Source organism: Alteromonas sp. KC3 (assembly GCF_016756315.1).
Classification (GTDB): Bacteria; Pseudomonadota; Gammaproteobacteria; order Enterobacterales; family Alteromonadaceae; genus Alteromonas.
Genome location: NZ_AP024235.1, coordinates 183,517 through 205,824, shown reverse-complemented (window position 1 = coordinate 205,824; position 22,308 = coordinate 183,517). Strand labels below are relative to the sequence as shown.

The window sequence follows — 22,308 nt, the reverse complement described above, 5'->3', positions numbered from 1 at the left end:
ATGAAATTATTGTATGGCGTGCAAGGCACCGGTAACGGTCATATTGCGCGAGCACGAATTATGGCGGCAGCGTTGGCGCACCGCGACGATATTGATGTCGATTTTGTCTTTACTGGCCGTGCGCCAGAAAAGTACTTTGATATGGACATTTTTGGTGACTATCGCACCTTCACTGGGCTTAGCTTTATTACTAAAGGCGGCAAAGTTGATAAATTGGCCACGTTGCGCAATGCGAAAGTGGGGCAATTCGTTAAAGATGTCAAAGCGTTTGATGCCAGTGGTTATGATTTGCTTGTAAATGACTTTGAACCTGTCACCGCTTGGGCAGCGAAACGACAAGCTATACCTTCCATTTCTATCAGTCACCAAGCGGCATTTTCATACGATGTACCTAAAAGTGGAAATACCATTTTCGATACCCTACTTATGAAAATTTTCGCCCCTACACAACTTCAATTAGGGGTGCACTGGTATCATTTCAATCAGCCTATCATTCCGCCATTTGTGTCTGATAAACCAGCGCTTTCTCCGGCCAAAGGCCACGTGCTGGTATATTTGCCGTTTGAAGATATCGACGATATACAGCAGATGCTTGAGCCGTTAAGTGATCAAGAGTTTCACTGCTTTCATCCCGATATGCCTGAAAAACGAGAAGCGGGGCATATTCATTGGAGTCCAACGTCTAAAAACGCATTCCAAAAGTCACTGCAACATTGTAGTGGGGTTATCGCCAATGGTGGTTTTGAGCTATCCAGCGAAGCATTACAATTAGGAAAGAAGCTGTTAATCAAGCCGTTGCATGGCCAGTTTGAACAATTGTCGAATGTTCTTACGCTAAACCAGCTTGACCTATGCCAGACGTTGTTTCAACTGGACACAGACATTGTTGAAGAGTGGCTTGAAGCGCCAGATAATGAAGCCATCGCCTTTCCCGACGACCCAAATTTGCTAATTGATTGGCTTAAAAAAGGTGACTTCAGCGACACGCAAAGCCTGTGCGATGCACTATGGAAAAACGTGCAGTATGGCGATAAAACACGAGAACGATTATTGGCTCTTGCAATTTGACGCCGCAATGCGATGATAACGGCATTTGTCGTCTTCTTCGCGGGATTTTTCGTGTTTAAAAAATCGGTTATTTTTCTGTTAACGCTCACAGCTTTAGGTGGTTGTGGCTATAAGGGTGCCCTATACATTCCAGAGGCGCCTGTTCAAAACGAATCTGCTCAACCGACCTCGCAAACCTCAACAACATCATCAGAGCGCGATAACACCGTCCCTGCATCTACATCTGGAGAACTGAACTAGTGGATTACTTTGCCTATAGCGAAGGGCAGCTTTACGCTGAAAATGTGGCTGTTTCTGACATTGCTGCCACACACGGAACACCGGTATATATCTATTCTCGTGCAACGCTTGAACGCCATTGGCACGCATTTAATGACGCTATTGGTGAGCACCCGCATCTTGTCTGTTATGCTGTAAAGGCAAACTCAAATATTGGTGTTCTCAGTGTATTGGCCAAACTAGGTTCAGGTTTCGACATTGTTTCTGCCGGTGAACTTGCTCGCGTTATTGAAGCGGGTGGCGATGCAGGTAAAGTGGTTTTTTCAGGTGTAGGGAAAAAACATGACGAGATTCGTTACGCACTTCAACAAGGCATTATGTGCTTTAACGTAGAGTCTGAGCCTGAACTTCATCGAATTAACCAAGTTGCCGGTGAGCTTGGTGTTAAAGCCCCCATCTCGTTGCGCATAAATCCCGACGTTGACGCGAAAACGCATCCGTATATTTCAACGGGTCTTAAAGCCAATAAGTTTGGTATTGCGCGAGAACGCGCACTCGCGACTTACGAGCTGGCTGCGTCCCTACCGCACTTAAATGTGGTCGGTATGGATTGCCACATTGGTTCTCAGTTGACGGAAATTGGTCCTTTTGTAGATGCGCTAGAGCGTCTTCTGGTACTCATTGATGAACTTGCAGAACGCGGTATTATCATTGAGCATTTAGACGTGGGCGGTGGACTTGGTGTTACTTACAATGAAGAGCAACCACCTCATCCTAAAGCCTATGCACAAGCAATGGCTGAGAAAATGGTAGGCCGTGAGAATTTAAAGCTAATACTCGAGCCTGGTCGCGCCATTGCTGCAAACGCGGGCATTTTAGTCACCGAAGTTGAATTTATTAAAGAAGGCGAAGAGAAAAGCTTTGCTATTGTTGATGCTGCAATGAATGACTTGCTACGCCCAGCACTTTATTCAGCATGGCAAAAAATTATCCCTGTAAAACAAGAAGCCACCGTTACTTCACGTAAATACGATGTAGTAGGCCCAGTATGTGAAACGGGTGATTTTATTGGGAAAGACAGAGAGTTAGCCATTGAGCCCACCGATTTACTAGCGGTGCGTAGTGCCGGTGCTTATGGCTTTGTAATGGCCTCAAACTACAATAGCCGTTGCCGTCCCGCTGAGATTATGGTCGATGGTGACAAGGCAATTGTGGTACGAGAAAGAGAAAATCAAAAAGATCTCTGGAAAGGTGAGTACAAACTTCCGTAAACTAGGGTCAAATAAATAAGATAGATGCGCTGTTAATGCAGGTTCAATTTTCAAAAATGCACGGTTTGGGTAACGACTTCATGGTGATTGATAACGTTACGCAAAATGTATTTTTCTCAAAAGAAAAAATTCAACAATTGGCAAACCGAAATTTTGGCATTGGTTTCGACCAATTGTTGATGGTTGAACCCCCTTATGATCCCGAACAAGATTTCCATTATCGTATTTTTAATGCAGATGGCTCTGAGGTGGAACAATGTGGTAATGGCGCGCGCTGCTTTGCACGTTTTGTTAAGCAGAAAGGGCTTATTAATCGCAATAAAATTGTCGTAAGTACAAAAGCGGGCAAAATGGTGCTGTACCTCGAAAAAGATGGTCAGGTAACCGTAAACATGGGCAAACCTGAGTTTGAGCCTGCCAATATTCCGCTTAAAGCAAATAAACAAGAAAATACCTACATACTGCGCGTGGGCGAAAGCACCCTGTTTATTGGTTCAGCCTCTATGGGTAACCCCCATTGCGTGATGGAAGTAGACGATGTGGACACCGCCAATGTAGCCGAAATTGGCCCTTTGGTTGAGAAACACGAGCGATTCCCTGAAGGTGTCAACGTCGGTTTTATGCAAATTTTAAACGACTCGCACATTAGATTACGCGTATTTGAGCGTGGCTCGGGTGAAACCCTTGCGTGTGGCAGTGGCGCATGCGCCGCAGTTGCAATTGGCCAAATACAGGGTAAATTAAGCAAAGATGTACGGGTTGATTTACCCGGGGGCAGCTTACGTATTCGTTGGCCAGGGCCAGACAATGTACTTAAAATGACAGGCCCAGCAGAACACGTATACGATGGAACGATAAATTTATGAGCGATGTATCAGGGCAATCTAGCGCCACGAAAATCATAGAGCCATTTACAGACACCTCAGGTTTGTCACCTGAAGATGTTAGGGCCTTCTTGTTAGAAAACCCTGAGTTTTTTGCTCAGTATCCCGATCTTCTTGAAAAGATAAAGCTACCACACGAGCATAAAGGCAGCGTGTCGTTAGTTGAAATTCAAAGCGAGCAGTTGCGTAAGAAAGTCAGACAGCTTAATTACAAGCTCACGCAACTGGTCACCATTGCTAAGCAGAATGAAAAGATATACCGCGTTTATACAGACTTAAACGTTCAGTTGTTACGTTGTGAAAGCGTGGCAGAAGTGCAGTTTACGCTTGAAGACGTTCTGCAAGAGCGCTTGCAGCTATCCTCTGCCGTTATTAAGAGTTTCAAGGGTCCTCACGCAATACCTGAGCTGCAGAGACGCTTGTTTACTGAAAAGCGCTTTAAGAACACCAATTTCTTTTTTGGCCGCCTCTCTCAGCATGAGCGCCAGTTGTTATTCTCAGAAAGCCCCGCTGAGTCAGTTGCATTAATGTTACTGGGCGATAATCGCGACCTTGGCATTTTGGGTATTAGCAGTAGCGATGCAAGCCACTTCACACCAGACATGGATACACTACTTCTCCAACAGCTTCAGCAAGTGCTCAATATCATCTTGCCTGAAATGATGGGATACTAAATTTCGTGTCTACGGACGCTCTCATTAGTGATTCTTGTCAGCACTGGCTGGAAAAATTTCTTCTCCATCTGCAAGTAGAGCGCGGGCTTTCACCTCATACGCTTTCAAATTATCGGCGTCAGCTAACAGAAGTCGCCAAATTACTTGGGCTTTACGAATGGTCTGGGCTCACGCCAAGCGATATAAAACGCGTTATGGCAGATGCGAAAATGTCCGGTCACAGCGCGCGTAGTATCGCTCTTCGCTTGTCGGCATTACGAACCTTCTGTCAATATCTCATTGATCAGCAACAATTATTCAGTAACCCCGTTGAAGGGATCCAAGCCCCTAAACAAGGCAAGCCCCTCCCCAAGCAACTCAGCGTTGATGAAATGCAACAGCTGCTCAACGCCACACCACAAAGTAGTGATGATGACGAAGGTATGCAGTTGCGGGATATCGCCATGTTCGAGTTGCTTTATGGGTGTGGCCTGCGATTAAGTGAACTCACTGGATTAAACTTAGCTGATTGCCTGAAAGATGGCACAGTAAAAGTGATGGGGAAAGGCAGTAAACAACGAATATTGCCCCTTGGCCGGCAAGCCCAAAAAGCCCTTAATGCGTGGCTTAAAGTACGCCCCGCTTACGCATCAATGTATGAGAGCGCTGTCTTTGTCAGCAAGCGGAAAACACGAATTTCAAACCGGCAAGTGGCAAATAGGCTAAATAAGATGGCCGAGGCTCAGTCGCTGTCGCAAAAAGTTAGTCCTCACAAACTGCGCCATTCTTTTGCAACACACGTACTAGAGTCGAGCGGCGATTTACGTGCGGTTCAAGAATTGTTGGGTCATGCCAATTTATCTACCACGCAGGTATACACCCACCTTGATTTTCAGCACCTCGCTAATGTTTACGATGCCACGCATCCACGCGCACACAAAAAATAAAGGCCCATACCATGCAGTTTTTTAGATCGTTGAACAACGTAAAGGCCATGACCTTCGACCTCGACGATACGCTTTATGATAACGAGCCCATTATTCGTCGAGCCGAGCAAGCTCTTCAATCTCATATCGCTCAGCATCATCGCAATGCAGCTGACCTTACGCCACAAGACTGGCTTGAGCTCAAACGCGCAGCCATCACTAAAAATCCTCGTCTTGCATCTGACATGGGCCAATTACGTCGTGTTGTGCTTAGCGCTGCGTTATCTGGCACACCTGCAAATGCGTTATCAGTTAACCCTACCCAAGATGCAAACTTACGTAATACTGTTGATGATTGCTTTCATTGCTTTTACGACGCAAGAAGTGACTTTGCTCTGACAGTCGATGTTCATGACACACTCGATAAACTGAGTCAGCACCTACCGCTCATTGGTATCACCAATGGCAATGTAAACACGCAAAAAGTCGGGCTAGACAGCTATTTTGAGACCATTTTACATGCCAGTGTGGCGCGCCCAATGAAGCCCGCTGCCGACATGTTCAATGAAGCAGCGTCGCGTTTGAAAGTAAAACCAGCGCATATCTTACATGTGGGGGACAACATCATTAAAGACGTGCTGGGCGCTATTAATGCAGGCTATCAGGCGGCGTGGTTTGCCTGTAACCGTCCTATGCAGTTGTCGTTGGAACCAGTATCAGTACTACCGCACGTTCAGCTTGATTCGTTACAGGAACTCGTTCAATTTGTATAACGATTTCCGACCTTTTGCGATACGTTAAAGGTCGATAAGCCTCATTCGTAGGGCGTATAGATTTCTTTGTTCACCCGTTATACACTGAAATTTGTGTCGTCGTTTTTGTGTCCTCATGGAAAAACCAGCAGTCTCGAAGTCAAGGTCGCAACATGCGCCCAATGTGGATCAATCAATAACCCGTGTACATGAGCATACACAGAGAGGTGGTTCACTGTGGCCATTTAAGCCCATGTCTGGGCTATATTGCGACGTATTTCTTATCCTATCTTGGCTTGCAGTGTGGCAAATTGGACGCTTAGTTGAATACACTGAACACGCCAGTGTGTGGTTTCCTGCTGCTGGCTATACACTTGCATGCTTTTTAGTGATTGGTTGGCGCGCGCTCGTGCCTATTATGATAGCTGCCATTGCCATTACCGTCTGGAACGGGCATCACTACTCCCTACCGCTGAGCAATAGCGAACTCATCTGGGGCGGCTTTTTGTTCGGCATTGCCCACATCATTCCATATTTCGCTGGGGCAAGCGTACTTGGTCACCTTTTAAGAAAACCCGACGTTACTACACCTTTGTTAATCGTTTCATTTTTAATGATTGGTTGCGTTTCTTCCTTAATTGCCACACAACTCGTTATTGGTTCTCTTGTGGTCACAAGTCAAATGCCTGCGGCAGATGTGAAAGACGCCATGTTACCCTTTTGGATTGGTGATATGGCCGGTGTTGTAGTACTTGCGCCACTGTTTACTGGTTTTTTAGTGAAGGTGTGTGCTGCGCCTAAGATAGATTTACTGGCATTCTCCAGTAACAATCCACCTCATTTAACACGCTATTTCAAGAAAGTGGCGATTAACGTAGCGCTAATCGTTTTGGTTATGTTACTGGCAAAAATTACGCAGTCTCGCGATAGTGCATTTGCTATATTTTTTCTCGCCATTACTCACATGTGGATAGCCTGCACCGAAAGCACTAAACGCAATGTCATTAGCCTGGCCATTAGTAGCCTTTGTATTGTATTACTCGTGCATACACTCGCCTTAATGGACTACGTAAAAGTGTATCAATTCGCCCTAAACGTTATTGCTGCCAATGCCTTATTTGGTATAGCCATTCCCCAATTACAAGCGGACAATGCGTTGTTAAAAGACCGCGTATTTGTAGATTCGCTTACTCAGGCTTACACACGAGAATATTTAGCACAACGCAGTGCACTTGAAATGGCACAAAGTCGTGAATCTGGTAATTCACTTTATTTCGTCATGTTCGATTTAGATAAGTTTAAGCGAATTAATGATGAATTGGGGCATGTTGACGGGGATGAAGCGCTGCGCAATTTGAGCCAAGTGACCAAAAGTGCGCTACGTAAAACCGATGTATTTGCGCGTTTCGGAGGTGATGAATTTGTCTTGCTTTTGCCTAATATCAGCAAACAAAACGCGCTTAATTTAGTAGAAAGAGTACGTGAAGGCATAAATGCGATCACTGTTTCCAATGTCGCATTGTCATCGAGCTTCGGCGTCACACTGATGCAACAAGACGACTCACTAGAAACTTTAATTCAGCGCGCTGATCGCGCGCTTTACGCGTCAAAAGAAAAAGGCGGTAATACCATTACTCTTATTTGAGACCAACGCGCAGCGCACGCCTTTGATTTAAACCTGCGAGTTGTCTTCAAGTACGTTTTGTCGCATTGACTCACATGGACTCTGACAAACCGGTCTCCCAACGACTTTGGCAGGCACACCCACCACGGTAACGTGTGGCGGAACATTATCAAGCACGACACTACCCGCGCCCACTTTTGAACCTTCGCCAATTTCAATATTACCCAAAATTTTAGCACCTGCGCCAATGAGCACACCTTGGCGTATTTTTGGATGACGATCGCCCGACTCGTTACCTGTACCGCCCAGTGTCACACTTTGTAAAATAGACACATTGTCCTCAATAACTGCGGTTTCACCTACGACAATGCCGGTCGCATGGTCGAACATGACTCCACTGCCAATGCGTGCAGCAGGATGAATATCAACCCCAAAACTTGCTGAATTTCGGCTTTGAAGAAAGAGCGCTAATTGATGTCGACCATGCACCCATAAATAGTGAGCCATGCGGTGAACTTGAACTGCGTGAAAACCTTTAAAATGCAGCAGTGGAGTTAAGTAGTCATTCACTGCAGCATCGCGGTTTTTTACCGCAAGAATATCGGCTGTCGCCGCTTCACTGATGCCGGGTTCAAGTAGATAGGCTTCATCAAATACTTCTCTAATGGCCAGTGCAGGCATGACGTCATCAGCCATTTTATTCGACAAAATGAAGCTTAATGACGACTCAAAATTATGATGCGCTAACACACTGGCATGCACATAACTCGATAGCAACGGTTCACTATCGGCAACAACTTGCGCTTCTTGTTTAAGCGTCGACCAAAAGTCGATGGGCGTAGAAAGTGCTGTCATGAGCATGGTCCAATTTGGTTTGAGCGTTGAAAAGAGAGAAGCTGTTCGTACTTATATCGATTGAATGTATTCAACTTAGCAACAACCCTGTGGATTGTGCGAAGTAGTGTACCTAAGTTTACTGCGTTTCAGTACTCGTGTTGTACCCATCAAGCGCAGAATTCGATCAACTTATCGAACTGTTTCGTTATTAGTTATTACTAAAGATTGGGGCTCACGACAGAAAGCCAAGTCATGCGGTTCAACGGGTACAAAACTGGACTGTATAAATTCACAGGCAGCTGGCATAATACTTGTTTCTTAAAAATCGCTAAAATAGGTGTCACACTATGGATGTATCTCGACTGCTAGACGAGCTTAACGATAAACAACGTGAAGCGGTAGCAGCCCCATTATCGAATGCCCTTGTATTGGCTGGCGCGGGTAGTGGTAAAACGCGCGTACTGGTACATCGCATTGCATGGTTAATGGAAGTCGAAAACATCGCACCATTCTCAATTTTAGCCGTTACGTTTACTAATAAAGCAGCAAAAGAAATGCGCGGCCGCATTGAATCGCTGATGGGGCGCAGCCTCCACAATATGTGGATTGGTACTTTCCACGGTCTCGCTCATCGCTTGTTACGCGCTCACCATGCTGAGGCTAACCTACCCGAAAACTTTCAGATTATCGACTCAGACGATCAATACCGTCTTATTCGACGCATTCTTAAAGCCATGAATTTGGACGAAAAGCATTGGGCTCCGCGACAAATCCAGTGGTACATCAATGGCAATAAAGACGAAGGGCTACGCCCTCAGCACATAGAAACGCATGGCGATCATATTCAAAAAACCATGCGTGAAGTATACGCGGCCTATCAAGATGCCTGTGACCGTTCGGGTCTCGTCGATTTTGCTGAGTTATTGCTACGCGCACATGAACTGTGGGCGAAAAACCCAGAAGTATTGGCTCACTATCAACGCCGTTTTCGCGCGGTACTTGTTGACGAATTTCAAGATACCAACAATATCCAATACGCTTGGCTACGCATGCTTTGCAGCGGTGAAAATAACAACATCATGATTGTAGGTGATGACGACCAGTCTATATACGGTTGGCGCGGTGCTAACGTAGATAATATTCAGCACTTTCTTAAAGACTTTAATCAACCAACCACCATTCGTCTTGAACAAAACTACCGTTCTACAGGTAACATTCTTAAAGCTGCCAACACGGTTATTGACAACAACACCGGTCGTTTAGGCAAAGAGCTATGGACTGAAGATGCTCAGGGTGAGCTGATTTCTGTTTATGCCGGTTTTAACGAACTTGATGAAGCCCGTTTTATTGTGTCGAAAATTAAAGACTGGCTTAACCAAGGTAATGCCCTAAGTGATACCGCTATTTTGTATCGCAACAACGCACAGTCGCGCGTGCTAGAAGAAGCACTGCTGCACGAGGGATTAGCTTATCGTATATACGGGGGCTTGCGCTTCTTCGAACGCCAAGAAATCAAAGACGCACTGGGTTATATGCGTATGGTTAGCCACCCGCACGATGACGCAGCCTTTGAGCGTGTAGTTAATACACCCAGTCGCGGTATTGGAGAAAAAACCCTGTCTCAGGTGCGTGACACTGCCAGAGCCCACAACTGTTCGATGTGGCAGGCCTGTCAGCTACTTATCAACGAAGGCGGTTTCAAAGGTCGCGCGTTAAACGCAATACAAAGTTTTGTGCTGCTCATTACTGAATTAGAACAGGCCACGTTGGATGAGCCTTTGGATCAGCAAGCCGATAAGGCAATAAGGCAATCAGGTCTTTACGCCATGTATCAAGCGGAACGCGGAGAAAAAGCACAGGCTCGTCTAGAAAACTTAGAAGAACTGGTGAGCGCCTGTAAAACCTTTATTGTGCCTGAAGAGGCGGAGGAAATGACTCCGCTGGCAGCATTCCTCGCCCACGCATCTCTTGAAGCTGGAGAAACTCAGGCCGATACTGATCAAGACGCTGTGCAAATGATGACTATTCATACCGCGAAAGGTTTAGAGTTTCCGCTTGTGTTTATGGCGGGGGTTGAAGAAGGTATGTTCCCAAGCCAAATGACAAATGATGAACCCGGCAGAATGGAAGAAGAACGCCGCCTGTGCTATGTAGGTATGACGCGAGCTATGCAAAAGTTGTATATAACTTATGCAGAAAGTCGTAGATTATATGGTCAAGATAAGTATCATACGGCGTCACGATTTATTCGTGAAATGCCAGCCGACTGTGTTGAAGAAGTGCGATTAAAATCAACCATTTCTCGACCGGTTCACAATCGTTTTAGCCAAGCTACGTCACATGCAAGCTTTGAAGAAACGGGGTTCCAGTTGGGTGAACGTGTGGTACATCGCAAATTTGGCGAAGGCATTGTACTGAATTACGAAGGTAGCGGAGAACACGGTCGTGTTCAAGTGAACTTCGATGAGTTTGGCAGTAAATGGCTCGTCCTCGCCTACGCTAAGCTGGAGAAAGCGTAGAACTAAAAGTGTGGCAAGGTAGCCCAAACCATAGTTGAAATGTATGCAGCAAAACGTGCTGATCATCGAAAACGGTGAAAGCAACCTTGAATTAATTGCGAAACTTGTGCGTCGTGCGGGACTTACTCCTGTGGGCGCAACATCGCTAATTGAAGGGCGTGCACGCTTTAAACAAAATATGCCCGAATCGTTTCTGTGCGCTATTGTTGCCTACTCGTTGCCTGATGCCAAACAAGGGCAAGCTATCGATTTTGCTGCTAACGCGTTCATTCCTACCATTGCCACAACAGAAACACTCGACAGCGCTATTCGCGACAAAGTGTTAGAGCGCGATGTCGTCGACTATGTGCCAAAAGAAAACTCGCAAAACTACGACTACTTAAGCCGCCTTATTGGTCGGCTAGAAAAAAACAAATCCACCGGCGTTATTGTCGTGAGTACAAATCGCTTATTGCGTACCCGCACAGTGTCGCTATTGCAACGCCACAACTTTATGGCCTTTGAGTGCCTTACCGCCACAGACGCTATGCAGCGACTGGCAGAACACAATAACATTAAGCTTGTTATTACCGACAACACACTGCCTGATATGACAGGTACCCAGTTTGTTGCGAGTCTACGAAAAGCCTTTTCAAAAGAACAATTGGCCATCATGGGCATTGCTGGCGGTAAAGGCATGCTGATGTCAGCGCACTTTATCAAAAGTGGTGCGAATGACTTTTTACGCGTGCCTTATTGCCATGAAGAATTTCTCTGCCGTGTGATGCAAAACGTAGAGTACATTGAAAGTGTTGAAGAAATTCGTCGTGTAGCCAACACCGATTACCTTACAGGCTTACCAAATAGACGTCATTTTTTCTACATGGTGACGGTTCAGCATCAGTTGCTTTCACAGCATCACGCACTTGCGCTTATTGACCTAGACTTTTTTAAGTCAATCAACGACACACACGGGCACGACGCCGGCGATATTGTGTTAAAAGCGATGGCTGCTTTGATCGAGTTTTATTTTCCTGACGAAATCATTTCCCGCTTTGGTGGTGAAGAATTTTGTATTTATCTGCCAAACACGCCTCTTGATGAAGCCTGCGAGCGACTGGAAGCGTTTAGAAAAGTGGTTGAAGCAGAAGTCATCCAATTACCCAGCACCGACATTAAAGTCACGTGCAGTATTGGTGTTTGCGGTACTCAAACCCAGCGCATTGACAAATTACTCAGCCTTGCCGATAAGCAGCTTTATGCCGCTAAGAACAGTGGCCGAAACCGGGTAATGTGCGAAGAACCTGACGCCCCCCAACTCGAGCAGGCGTCATTGCTCTAGTTATTCTACGGCGAGCTTTTGTGCTTGTTTTTGTTTGCGGTAGTGCACTAAAGAATCGGCACTAAACAAAACAAGTGCACACCATACAAATCCGAATGTTACCAAACGCGCTTCTTCAAGAGGCTCCGAATAGAGGTAGACGGCAAGAATAAACATCAGCGTTGGACCGATATACTGAAAAAAGCCCAAAGTTGAATACATGATGCGTCTAGCGGCCGCGGTAAAACACAACAGTGGTGCCGTAGTTACAATGCCGGCGGCTAAAATATACAAGTTCAAGCTGGTGTCGTTGACAAACAAGTTGCTGTACTCAGAGCCATAGAAACACCAATAAAAAAGCGCTAATGGCGATAACATTAGGGTTTCTATAAACAAGCCAGGTAAGGAGTCCACCGCCACTTGTTTACGCAATAAGCCATAAACACTGAAACTACCTGCTAATACCAGCGCAATCCAGGGAACCTGCCCATAGGAAAATACCAGAATTGCTACGCCAATAACGGCAAGCCCTACTGCCACACGCTGCAGGTTTCTAAGCCTTTCGCCCAAAAACAATCGACCTAAAAACACGTTTATTAAGGGGTTGATGTAGTAGCCCAAGCTGGCATCTAAAATATGGTCATTGTTAATAGCCCATATGAACAACAGCCAATTCGCCCCCAATAAGAGGCCTGCGACGAACAGTATTTGCATAACGCGTTTGTTTTTAAACGCCGCCAGTACTTTTGGCCATTGCTTAAGTGCCGCGATAAGCCCGACAAGTAGAACAACCGACCAAATGACACGATGCATCAAGATTTCAGCTGCGGGTAGTACCATAAGTTGCTTGAAATAAACGGGCGCAACACCCCACATGCTATAGGCTGCAATTGCGCAAATGACGCCGACCTGTGCGGCATTGGTTGGCTTAGACAAAGAAGTCTCCGACATTCAAAAAGGGCGAGAGGCGCGTATTGTTTATCAGCCTATTCTAATACACAACCTCTTTTGATTTCCTATCAGGCAAAACGGTGTGGAAACGCGACGTAAGGCGTACCTTTGTGCGATACGCTTTACGTTGATGCTCACCCTAGAGAAAGACGGGTTATAAAAGGAAAAGTGTTCCGAGCCCTAAGAAAGCAACAAAACCGACAATGTCAGTCACGGTAGTGAGAATAACCGAGCCCGATAATGCCGGGTCAATTTTCAGTTTATCGAGGATAACGGGCACAAAAACACCAGCCAGCGCCGCAGCCACAATGTTAAAGAGAATGGCTAAACAGATGACCACACCTAACATCACATCGGTAAACCAAAAATACGCCACAATGCCGATGACGAGCGCCCAAATAACACCGTTAACGCCACCGACCTTAAGCTCTTTCACCATAAGAGCGCGTAAGTTAGCTGGCGTGACCTGCCCTAAAGCAAGCCCTCGCACTATCAAAGTAAGCGTTTGACTACCAGCAATGCCGCCCATACTCGCAACCACGGGCATTAATACTGCCAATGCCACTACTTGCTGCAATGTGCCTTCAAACAATCCTATAAACCACGACGCCAAGAAAGCGGTAAGTAAGTTTATTCCGAGCCATAATGCTCTATTGCGCGCGCTTTTCGCCACAGGCGAGAATAAATCTTCGTCTTCATCCATACCTGCCGATGCCATCACTTGGCGCTCGTAAAACTCATTAACCAACTCACTGGCAGAGGTAACATCTAGACGCCCTAGCAGCTTGTTGTTCTCATCCACGACTGGCAGCGAAGCCAATCCAGAACGCTGGACTAATAACGAGGCATTCATAGTGTCATCAGCCCCCTGAATGGTCGTTACGGTTTCTTCTGATAAATCGAACAACGACACGTGATCTTGGGCGGTAAACAAGTGACTGATTTTCACTAGCGCTGAAAATTGACCGGAGCGGTTTACCAAAAAAATACTGTCACAATGCTGAGGAATATCGCAACGTAATAGTCGTAGCCCTTCACGTACCTTGGCATTAGAAGGCAATACTAATTGCTCGTGGTTAACCCAGTGTCCAATTTGATTATCGGGGAACTGCGTGGCTTCTCTAAAATATTTTCGCTCTTTCGAGTCGAGTGACTCATACGCCATATCCACTAAACGCTTTGGTAGCGAGTCTAGCAGTTCGAGTAAGTCTTCAGCGTCAATATCTGCAAAAATAGAGGCCCACTCATTGTGTGGCGTGTTATCGATAAGAATTTCACGTGGGTCGCTACGCATTTCGACTAACACATCGAGTTTACGGTCGCGGGGGATCCCCTCCCACACTGCCAAACGTTTTTCGACAGGAAGTGATTCAAGCAAAGTGGCAATATACACATCATCTTGGCCACTTAGGGTGGCCAACAACGTTGCGGGGTCGTCACCCATGCTGTCGGTAACGATTTCTTCGATTAAATCTGGTAATGGCTCTGCCATGCTACACCTCCTGTTAAAGCACTTTTATGTCGCACTCTTTCGAGACGAAAGCGCCTGCGCACTTCTCTTGTGGGCCAGTTGCCATAGATGGGGCGTAAGACAGCGAAATACGTTGTGATCGCGAAGTAATATTAACCTAACATGTAAGTACCGGTGCCAAACGCGATGTGATCACCTTTTTCGTTGTGAAGCTCCATTCTGCACACGACCAACTTGCTCCCTTTTCGAATAATAGATGCGGTTGCGATAAATTGCTCGCCCCTTCCGGGTCTTAGATAGTCAACGCGCATATCTACCGTTCCCATAGTGGGCAAACGGACGTGCAGTTCACTGAGAGCATCTTCCTCGGTTTGCTTGATGGTTTCGATAATGGCTACCAGACCACCAATGGTATCGAGCATAGTTGCGGTGACACCGCCATGCAGAATTTTTTGCATTGGATTACCCGTGAGGGATGATTGCCACTCAAGCTGCAATTGCACCTGTGTATCGGCGCCTTGCCCTTGCGTAATAAACTTCAATCCTAGCAACTGGTTAAACGGCATAGTATCACGAAAGAGCGCAATTACATGCGTTATCATTGCACTGTGCGTGAGTTTATTCGGTGTAGCAGAGACATCTGTGTTCATATCATGTTCCATTAAATACAGGCAGTTACATCACACTACTACTATTTCTGTCTCGCGATAAAATTCTTCGCACCAATATACGCTTATTACTTTCATTAATTGGATTAGTTGAATGCGCACTCGCCCAGCTCGCACGCTCATTATTTGTTCGCTTTAACGATACATCAGGCAACGAAAACCCAACGCGCTTGCAGTGTGACGAATTTACGCTGAATTTTAGTCTAGTTTTTGCAATTGCCCCGTGAAGCGCGCGACAAAAACGCGTAAAATCCCGCAGCATGACAACTGCAATAGCTAACTCAACACCTGCTAGCCCAATAATCAGTTCACCAACACCAGAACGCGTTTTAAAAGATGTATTTGGTTACGATGAATTTCGCGATGGGCAAGGCGAAGTAATACACCATGTTTGTAATGGTGGAGATGCCTTGGTGTTGCTGCCCACAGGTGGCGGCAAGTCACTTTGCTACCAAATTCCAGCATTAGTGAGAGAAGGTACAGCCATCGTCGTGTCTCCGCTTATCTCGCTAATGCAAGATCAGGTTGAACAACTCAATGCCCTCGGTGTTCGCGCAGCCTACTTAAATTCGACATTAGAAGCCGATGAGCAAGCGCGAATTAATGACGATTTACAAGCCGGAAGACTCGACTTGTTGTATGTGTCACCTGAACGCCTAATGCAGTACTATTTTCAACAGTCGCTAAACCATGCCGATATTGCATTGTTTGCCATAGACGAAGCACATTGTGTGTCTCATTGGGGTCACGATTTTCGACAAGATTACCGCGCCCTTGGGCAAATTAAGTCTCGCTTTCCCACTATTCCCGTTATTGGGTTAACCGCAACAGCAGACTCTGCCACACAGGTCGACATACTGACTCAACTTAACCTTAACGAACCCTTGGTATACAAAGGCAGTTTCGACCGCCCCAATATTCGCTATCGCGTAATGAGCAAGTACAAAGCGTTCGACCAGGTAGTTGCCTACGTCAAGCAGCAAGAAGGCAGTGGTATCATTTATTGTAATAGCCGCGCCAAAGTCGATGACTTACACGCTAAATTATTTCGCCAAGGTTTTCGCTGTGCAGCCTACCACGCCGGAATGGACAACGACGAAAGAGAGTTAGTACAGCGTCAGTTTCTTAACGACAAAATTGACATCGTTGTGGCAACTGTTGCCTTTGGTATGGGCATCAACAAATCTAATGTGCGCTATGTTGTTCATCATGACGTACCTCGCAGTGTAGAAAGCTATTATCAAGAAACCGGACGTGCTGGGCGTGACGGGCTCGAATCAGAAGCCCTATTATTGTTTGATGAAAAAGACGCAGCGCGTGTGAAGCAATGGATTGAGCAAGGTGAAATTGCCGAGCGCAATCAAATTGAACTGCAAAAATTTGCAGCCATGGAAGCCTTTTCAGAAGCGCAGACCTGTCGTAGGCAGGTTTTACTTAACTACTTTTCACAATTTAGTGACAGCGCTTGTGGCAACTGCGATATCTGCTTGGACCCACCAAAGATGGTTGACGGCCTAGTCATTGCGCAAAAAGTACTGTCTTGTGTACTTCGTCTATCTCAGCAGGCTTCAAGCCAGTACGTTATTGATGTGCTCAGAGGAAAACAACTACGCCGACTGCAAGAGGCGGGGCACCACCAGCTGTCTACATACGGAATTGGCAAAGATAAGTCAGACAGCTACTGGCACAACATCATTAACCAGCTGGTTCACAAAGGGCTTATTCGCGTTGATATTACTGCCCACGCCGCGCTAAGACTTACCGAAGCTGCCCGACCTGTGCTAAAAGGCGAAGTAGCCGTGCAATTGGCGGTGCCACGACTTGAGTTCAAACCAGACAAGAAAAAAGCAAAACAAGCACCAGCAAATTACGACAGAACTTTATTTACCCGTCTTAAGCATTTGCGAAAAGTATTGGCGGAAGAGAATGAAGTCCCTCCTTATGTGGTATTTAGTGACGCCACCTTAGTGGATATGGCGTGTAAATTACCTACTAGCCGCAATACCATGCTTGAAGTCAGTGGTGTAGGCCAAACCAAGCTAGAGCGCTATGGTGAGGCCTTTATTCAGCTAATTAGCGATTATATAAGCAGAGATAGTTAGGCGTACGCGTATTCTCCACCCTTCTCAAGCGCCGCTTTATAAGCGGGGCGTGCGTGAACGCGTTTTACGTAGCTTTGAATTGCGGCGAAGTCTTTTGCTCTGCCACTTGCCACCAAAGATTCTAGCGGGAAGATCATTTGTACGTCGGCGCCCGTTGGCTCATCGCCCGCAAACCACGTATTTTTGGAAAGGTACGATTCAACATAGCGTAAGCTTTGTGCCAAGTTAGGCCCGTAATACGCATTTAAGATGCCATCGACCAATTTATCTGTAATGGGTTTGATAAAAAACGGTTTTGAGCCTTTTTGACGCGCTTTCTCTAGTACCAAGTTAGCCACCAGAGGTGGCATCAGCGAGCCTTCTGCAAAATGTAGCCAAAACCAATACTGCTGCAACGCTTCAGCCTCAGTGGGCGTTACAAATACGTCTTTAGCGTAGTTGTTAACCAAATACTCAACAATGGCCCCCGACTCTGCAATTGCACCGTGCGGAGTGGATAACACCGGAGAGCGACCAAGAGGGTGAACTGCACGTAGCGAGTCGGGTGCAAGGTTTGTCACACTATCGCGTTGATAAAACGCGATGTCATAATCTACTTCTAGCTCTTCCATTAGCCATAAGATTCGCTGAGAGCGCGAGTTATTTAGATGGTGCAGTGTTAGCATAGTTGTTCCTTAAGACGCTTCGATTAACGCGATTATTATTGTGATGTATTATGTCTATTGTTATACACCGTTTTTTGCACGCTGGTTTAATTAAGGCGCGCCTTTACAAATTTTAGGTAAGTCCATCATGTCACAACTGACGAAAAACGCCGTTTTAGATAACACAACCCTTACTGAAAACAGTGTTGAAATACGTCTACCCTTACCCCCTACGCCTTTGAAAACACAACAATGGGTTAATGAATTCTCGGCCTTATTCGGTTTTACGCAGTCAGAGCCTGACTGGGGAGCAGACCGTTTTCAATTGGTACTGAATGCACAAACTGATGACGCGTCGCTAAGGTGTATTCTGTGCGTAGAATGGCTATGCGAAGCCATATGGCTTGAGCCGATTGGAACACATAATGATCCTCATCTGCTTTTACGCTATTTACATCAAGCATAGCCATCCGATTCATTCACCATCGCAGGCTTGTTAACAAGATAAAAGCATAAATGGTTAAATAATGGTGACTCATCGCACTAAGGTAAGCGTAGTCATGAAATGTTTTTGACGTTTGCCCAACTCTAGTATTAATCTATTTAAAAACACATATTTAATTACTACAAAAACAATGAATCATTTTGTATGTGCAAGCCAAATTTGTGCAAGCCAATGCTGTGCAAAATCACTACGCCATGGACTTAGCGTGTCTAAGTTTGGTCTTTAATCAATGCCTTTCATCTCTCTAACAAAGACTACCCTATTATTTTTGCTTTGCCAGATAGTGACGAATGTGGCTTTTGCCAGTAGCACTACGCTTAGTGTTGACGAGTCATTTGAGCGCGCCACAGTCAATGACCATGCATCAATTATTATTGCACCGAATAGCGCCACTTATTTTGATATATTGAGAGGTGCAGTAAACAGCAATAGCGTTGTTTCTAAAGAAAAAAATCAACGCTTGTGGTTCTCAACTAATTTACACCACAGTGGTTATAGTGCCATTCCTCTTGTGCTTAATATCGACCGATTAAATGTTGATGATCTACAGATTTATCTGCTTGATGACAGCGAACGCATCATTCGCTCTTATCGCTATCAAGCCAGTAAAGGTGATTACTCATTACGCCAGCCTCTGCCCACCATACGATTACCCTTTACGCTGCAGCCGTACCAAAATGCAAGGCTGCTCATTGGCGTTCAAGACAAAGGGCTTACGCAATTTCCCATGGTTATCTGGGAACGCGATCTGCTAAAGCAGCATGACACCAATATGCTCACTTTACTTGGCGCGGTATCAGGTATGCTGTCGTTAATTGCATTTTATTTCTTGTTTTCGTACGTTCAGCAACGCATGCCCACGCGCTTTTGGTTGACTATGTCTTCCTTGGTATTGCTCGCGTTACTTTTTATTACCCAAGGCGGTTTATCGCTGTGGCCAAGTTTAACTAATGCCATAGAACTCGCGTTTATTGTGTGCTTTTGCATGCTATTGCTGTGTATTGGTAAAGTCACCCATCACCTTTTTGAGCGAATTCCGTTTGTCCTTAGGGCAATCAATTTCATAATTCCTGTTGCCGTTACCGTCTATAGTTTTACCTTAGACACTTATGCCATCACCTTAGCAATACTATTGATGATGGCCTGCATGGGGCTCTACCATGTTTTTCTGGCTCAACTGTTTAGAGATAAAGACAGTATTGCAGTTAGCCGCACATACTCAGTGGCATGGCTGTCGTTCTTTGCGTTTTATGCCTTAGTGGTATTGAATCTCTTTGGTGACTTAGTCTACACCGTACAATCGACCATCGGCATGCTGTTCTTCCTTACCACAGGGTTTATGTGTTTTGGTTTTGCGGTTATCACAAAAGAACGCTCACTCAATCAAAAAAAGCTCTCAAACCAAGCAGAAACTATTGAGAACTTAAACCACTTCTATGACCTCTTTAGAAATTCAGCGGAAGGTCACTATACGTCCACTTGGGACGGCGAGCTTATTTCTGTTAATCCAGCCATGTGTAAGGTGTTTGGTTATCAAAATGAAGCACAGATGCTCAGCGAAGCAGCAAGCACGAAAGCATTTTATGCCAACCCTGAAGACCGACATATTCTACTTGGAGAAATATCTCATCAGGGTCACGTGACAGGAAAGGAAATTAGAGGCAAACGACAAGATGGTAGCGAATTTTGGTTCTCACTTTCCTGTCAAATAAGAGAGAACGACGATGGCAACTTTTTATTTGGTTCAATAATCGATATTACTGAGAAAAAACAATCTGACCTAAGTCTTCAATATTTGGCCACTCACGACTCGCTCACAGGTGTCTATAACCGCCGACAATTTGAAACCGAATTTAAAGCGAAGGTGGCTAAGTGTGGTGCACTACCAACCTGCTTACTGTTTCTCGACTTAGACCGTTTCAAAGTGGTGAACGATACTTGCGGTCATAAAGCCGGTGATGTACTTATTAAAGATATTGCCCGATTGATTGAAAATAGCCTAAATCCAAACGCCTTACTTGCGCGTTTAGGCGGTGATGAATTCGGTATTATTTATACCGATACTGACGAAGATGAAGTGTATTTAAGTGCTATCAGGATCCTTAACGCGGTACAGGCCTATCGCTTTATGTGGGATAACCGCATTTTCAATTTAGGCGTTAGTATAGGCATGGTGGTGTGTGATGACCCTACCGTCAGCGCTGGCAATTACCTCAGTATGGCAGATGCAGCGTGCTACTTTGCCAAGGAGCAAGGCAGAAACCAAGTTCACAAATATAATAAAGATGACGAAAGTATGCAGCGCTACCAGCGAGAGCTCGACTGGGTCTCATCAATTAACCTAGCCTTAGAAGAAGGTCGTTTTGCACTTTACTATCAATCGCTTAGGCCACTTAACAAACCGAACGATGGTCACTATTACGAAGTACTCTTGCGACTTCATGAAGCCGATGGACGCATTGTAGAGCCTGCTAATTTTTTACCCACAGCAGAACGTTTTGAAATGAACGTAAGTGTTGATAAATGGGTCGTTACTAATACGTTTAAATGGTTGGCTGATAATCCGCAACATTTGGCTGAGCTTAAACGCTGTAGTATCAACCTCAATTGCCACTCTCTAGCTGACAGAGACTTTACGCTATTTATATTAAATGCGTTTGAAACTTATGGTATTCCCTACCATAAAATTTGCTTTGAAGTTATCGAGTCTGTAGCCATTATCAAGATGGAAGACACGCTTAACTTTATGCAAACTTTTAATCGTTTAGGTTGTTCTTTTGCCCTGGATGATTTTGGCAGCGGCTTTTCCTCATACAGTTACTTGAAGAGTTTACCTGTAAGCTTGGTGAAAATTGACGGTATGTTTATCAAAGATATGCTCAACGACAGTGTCGATACCGCTATGGTTGCCTCAATCAACGATGTGGCAAAAGCAATGGGAATGCAGACCGTAGGCGAATTTGTAGAAAGTGATGCAATAATGGCGCAACTGGGCAAAATGGGAATTGATTTTGCCCAAGGCTACGGTGTGTCTAAGCCTGCTCCACTATCAGAATTTACGCCACTGTAATAACGCATAAAAAAGAGTGATATCACAACACCCCTAAATTGGACGAAAACGCGTATAATAGAGGTATGTCTTGGCACAATATCCCCATTTGTTAATCGGGGATTTAAAAATCAAGACGTTAAAAAACGCAATCGATAAATGTGTGGGTGCTCGTCTTGCAAAACCAGAAGTTATCCCCACTTATTGCATACTGTCCAAAGTGTAGAAGTAACATGAGTAGCAAACAGCCAAAATACGAATATGTCAGCACAGCAAAATTACCCACTCGCCTTGGTGATTTTAAAATTCATGGCTTTGTAGAAGCCAGCGGCCAAGAGCACGTGGCGCTTTCCTATGGCGATTGGAAAGAAGACGATGTCGTGCCAATTCGTATCCATTCTGAATGTCTAACCGGTGATTCACTGTTTAGTACGCGTTGTGACTGTGGCTTTCAGTTAGAGAAAGCCATGCAGAACATCGTTGATAATGGCAGTGGTGTACTTCTGTATTTACGTCAAGAAGGCCGTGGTATTGGCCTGCTTAATAAGATTCGTGCTTATAACTTGCAAGACAGTGGCATGGATACGGTAGAAGCGAATGAACATTTGGGTTTTGATGCCGACTTGCGTAGTTACGATATCTGCAAGTTGATGCTGGACACCTTAAACGTGAAGCACGTTGAGCTAATGACCAATAATCCTAAAAAGTTGGCGGCACTTAAAGCACTAGGCATTGATGTAGTCGCTCGCAAACCCATTGATCATGGCATCACAAAAGACAATAAACATTACTTGAAGACGAAAACAGAAAAGCTTGGACACGCTTTCGACCCTCACGTTTTCAAATAATCGCAACCGAAAAAAGC

Annotated in this window: 19 protein-coding genes; 14 read left to right on the top strand and 5 right to left on the bottom strand. The window is 45.3% G+C overall.

Going from position 1 to position 22,308, the window contains the following annotated elements; all coding sequences use genetic code 11:
- From JN178_RS00910 to JN178_RS00875, 8 genes are all read left to right on the top strand, one after another.
- Positions 1-1,068: an MJ1255/VC2487 family glycosyltransferase gene (locus tag JN178_RS00910; RefSeq protein ID WP_202263184.1), complete on the top strand. Its 1,068-nt coding sequence runs from the start codon at positions 1-3 to the stop codon at positions 1,066-1,068.
- A gap of 51 nt (positions 1,069-1,119) precedes the next feature.
- Positions 1,120-1,308, top strand: coding sequence for an LPS translocon maturation chaperone LptM (gene lptM / locus JN178_RS00905; RefSeq protein ID WP_232369657.1), 189 nt, complete (start codon positions 1,120-1,122; stop codon positions 1,306-1,308).
- Positions 1,308-2,558 carry a diaminopimelate decarboxylase gene (gene lysA, locus JN178_RS00900; protein WP_202263182.1) on the top strand — a complete coding sequence of 417 codons (1,251 nt, stop codon included), beginning with the start codon at positions 1,308-1,310 and terminating at the stop codon, positions 2,556-2,558. Before lptM ends, lysA begins: the two co-directional genes overlap by 1 nt.
- Before the next feature lie 35 nt (positions 2,559-2,593).
- Positions 2,594-3,424: a diaminopimelate epimerase gene (dapF, locus tag JN178_RS00895; RefSeq protein WP_202263181.1), complete on the top strand. Its 831-nt coding sequence runs from the start codon at positions 2,594-2,596 to the stop codon at positions 3,422-3,424.
- On the top strand, positions 3,421-4,116 hold the full coding sequence (locus tag JN178_RS00890; protein ID WP_202263180.1) for a DUF484 family protein: 696 nt from the start codon (positions 3,421-3,423) through the stop codon (positions 4,114-4,116). The genes dapF and JN178_RS00890 overlap by 4 nt, the downstream gene beginning before the upstream one ends.
- A gap of 5 nt (positions 4,117-4,121) precedes the next feature.
- Positions 4,122-5,042 carry a tyrosine recombinase XerC gene (gene xerC, locus JN178_RS00885; protein WP_202263179.1) on the top strand — a complete coding sequence of 307 codons (921 nt, stop codon included), beginning with the start codon at positions 4,122-4,124 and terminating at the stop codon, positions 5,040-5,042.
- A gap of 11 nt (positions 5,043-5,053) precedes the next feature.
- Complete coding sequence (locus JN178_RS00880) at positions 5,054-5,794, top strand: HAD-IA family hydrolase (protein ID WP_202263178.1); 741 nt, start codon at positions 5,054-5,056, stop codon at positions 5,792-5,794.
- Between the two features lie 163 nt (positions 5,795-5,957).
- Positions 5,958-7,418, top strand: a complete 1,461-nt coding sequence (locus JN178_RS00875; RefSeq protein WP_232369656.1) for a sensor domain-containing diguanylate cyclase — start codon at positions 5,958-5,960, stop codon at positions 7,416-7,418.
- A gap of 27 nt (positions 7,419-7,445) precedes the next feature.
- On the opposite strand, the gene cysE is transcribed toward JN178_RS00875, so the two are convergent.
- Complete coding sequence (gene cysE / locus JN178_RS00870) at positions 7,446-8,252, bottom strand: serine O-acetyltransferase (protein ID WP_202263176.1); 807 nt, start codon at positions 8,250-8,252, stop codon at positions 7,446-7,448.
- Between the two features lie 329 nt (positions 8,253-8,581).
- Here cysE and uvrD point away from each other — a divergent pair, with 329 nt between their 5' ends.
- Entirely contained in the window at positions 8,582-10,753 is a 2,172-nt protein-coding gene (uvrD, locus tag JN178_RS00865) for a DNA helicase II (RefSeq protein ID WP_202263175.1), read from the top strand.
- A 43-nt stretch (positions 10,754-10,796) separates the two neighbouring features.
- Complete coding sequence (locus JN178_RS00860) at positions 10,797-12,074, top strand: GGDEF domain-containing response regulator (protein WP_202263174.1); 1,278 nt, start codon at positions 10,797-10,799, stop codon at positions 12,072-12,074.
- Here the strand turns inward: JN178_RS00860 and rarD are convergent, their stop codons facing one another.
- The 3 genes from rarD to JN178_RS00845 form a co-directional block, all read right to left on the bottom strand.
- Positions 12,075-12,989: an EamA family transporter RarD gene (gene rarD, locus JN178_RS00855; RefSeq protein ID WP_202263173.1), complete on the bottom strand. Its 915-nt coding sequence runs from the start codon at positions 12,987-12,989 to the stop codon at positions 12,075-12,077.
- Between the two features lie 169 nt (positions 12,990-13,158).
- Positions 13,159-14,496 carry a magnesium transporter gene (locus JN178_RS00850; RefSeq protein WP_202263172.1) on the bottom strand — a complete coding sequence of 446 codons (1,338 nt, stop codon included), beginning with the start codon at positions 14,494-14,496 and terminating at the stop codon, positions 13,159-13,161.
- Between the two features lie 131 nt (positions 14,497-14,627).
- Positions 14,628-15,125 (bottom strand): thioesterase family protein, encoded by a 498-nt coding sequence (locus tag JN178_RS00845; RefSeq protein WP_202263171.1) that lies wholly within the window; start codon positions 15,123-15,125, stop codon positions 14,628-14,630.
- A 278-nt stretch (positions 15,126-15,403) separates the two neighbouring features.
- On the opposite strand from JN178_RS00845, the gene recQ reads away from it, so the two are divergent.
- Entirely contained in the window at positions 15,404-17,245 is a 1,842-nt protein-coding gene (recQ, locus tag JN178_RS00840; protein WP_202263170.1) for a DNA helicase RecQ, read from the top strand.
- On the opposite strand, the gene JN178_RS00835 is transcribed toward recQ, so the two are convergent.
- Positions 17,242-17,910, bottom strand: coding sequence for a glutathione S-transferase (locus tag JN178_RS00835; protein ID WP_202263169.1), 669 nt, complete (start codon positions 17,908-17,910; stop codon positions 17,242-17,244). The genes recQ and JN178_RS00835 overlap by 4 nt on opposite strands.
- 127 nt (positions 17,911-18,037) lie before the next feature.
- On the opposite strand from JN178_RS00835, the gene JN178_RS00830 reads away from it, so the two are divergent.
- The 3 genes from JN178_RS00830 to ribA all read left to right on the top strand — a co-directional run bounded on the left by JN178_RS00830 (position 18,038) and on the right by ribA (position 22,291).
- Positions 18,038-18,355, top strand: a complete 318-nt coding sequence (locus tag JN178_RS00830) for a hypothetical protein (protein WP_202263168.1) — start codon at positions 18,038-18,040, stop codon at positions 18,353-18,355.
- Between the two features lie 331 nt (positions 18,356-18,686).
- Positions 18,687-21,464, top strand: coding sequence for an EAL domain-containing protein (locus JN178_RS00825; protein ID WP_232369655.1), 2,778 nt, complete (start codon positions 18,687-18,689; stop codon positions 21,462-21,464).
- 212 nt (positions 21,465-21,676) lie between these two features.
- The gene (gene ribA / locus JN178_RS00820) at positions 21,677-22,291 is read left to right on the top strand and encodes a GTP cyclohydrolase II (RefSeq protein WP_202263166.1); all 615 of its coding nucleotides are present in this window, start codon (positions 21,677-21,679) and stop codon (positions 22,289-22,291) included.
- Positions 22,292-22,308: the final 17 nt, after the last annotated feature.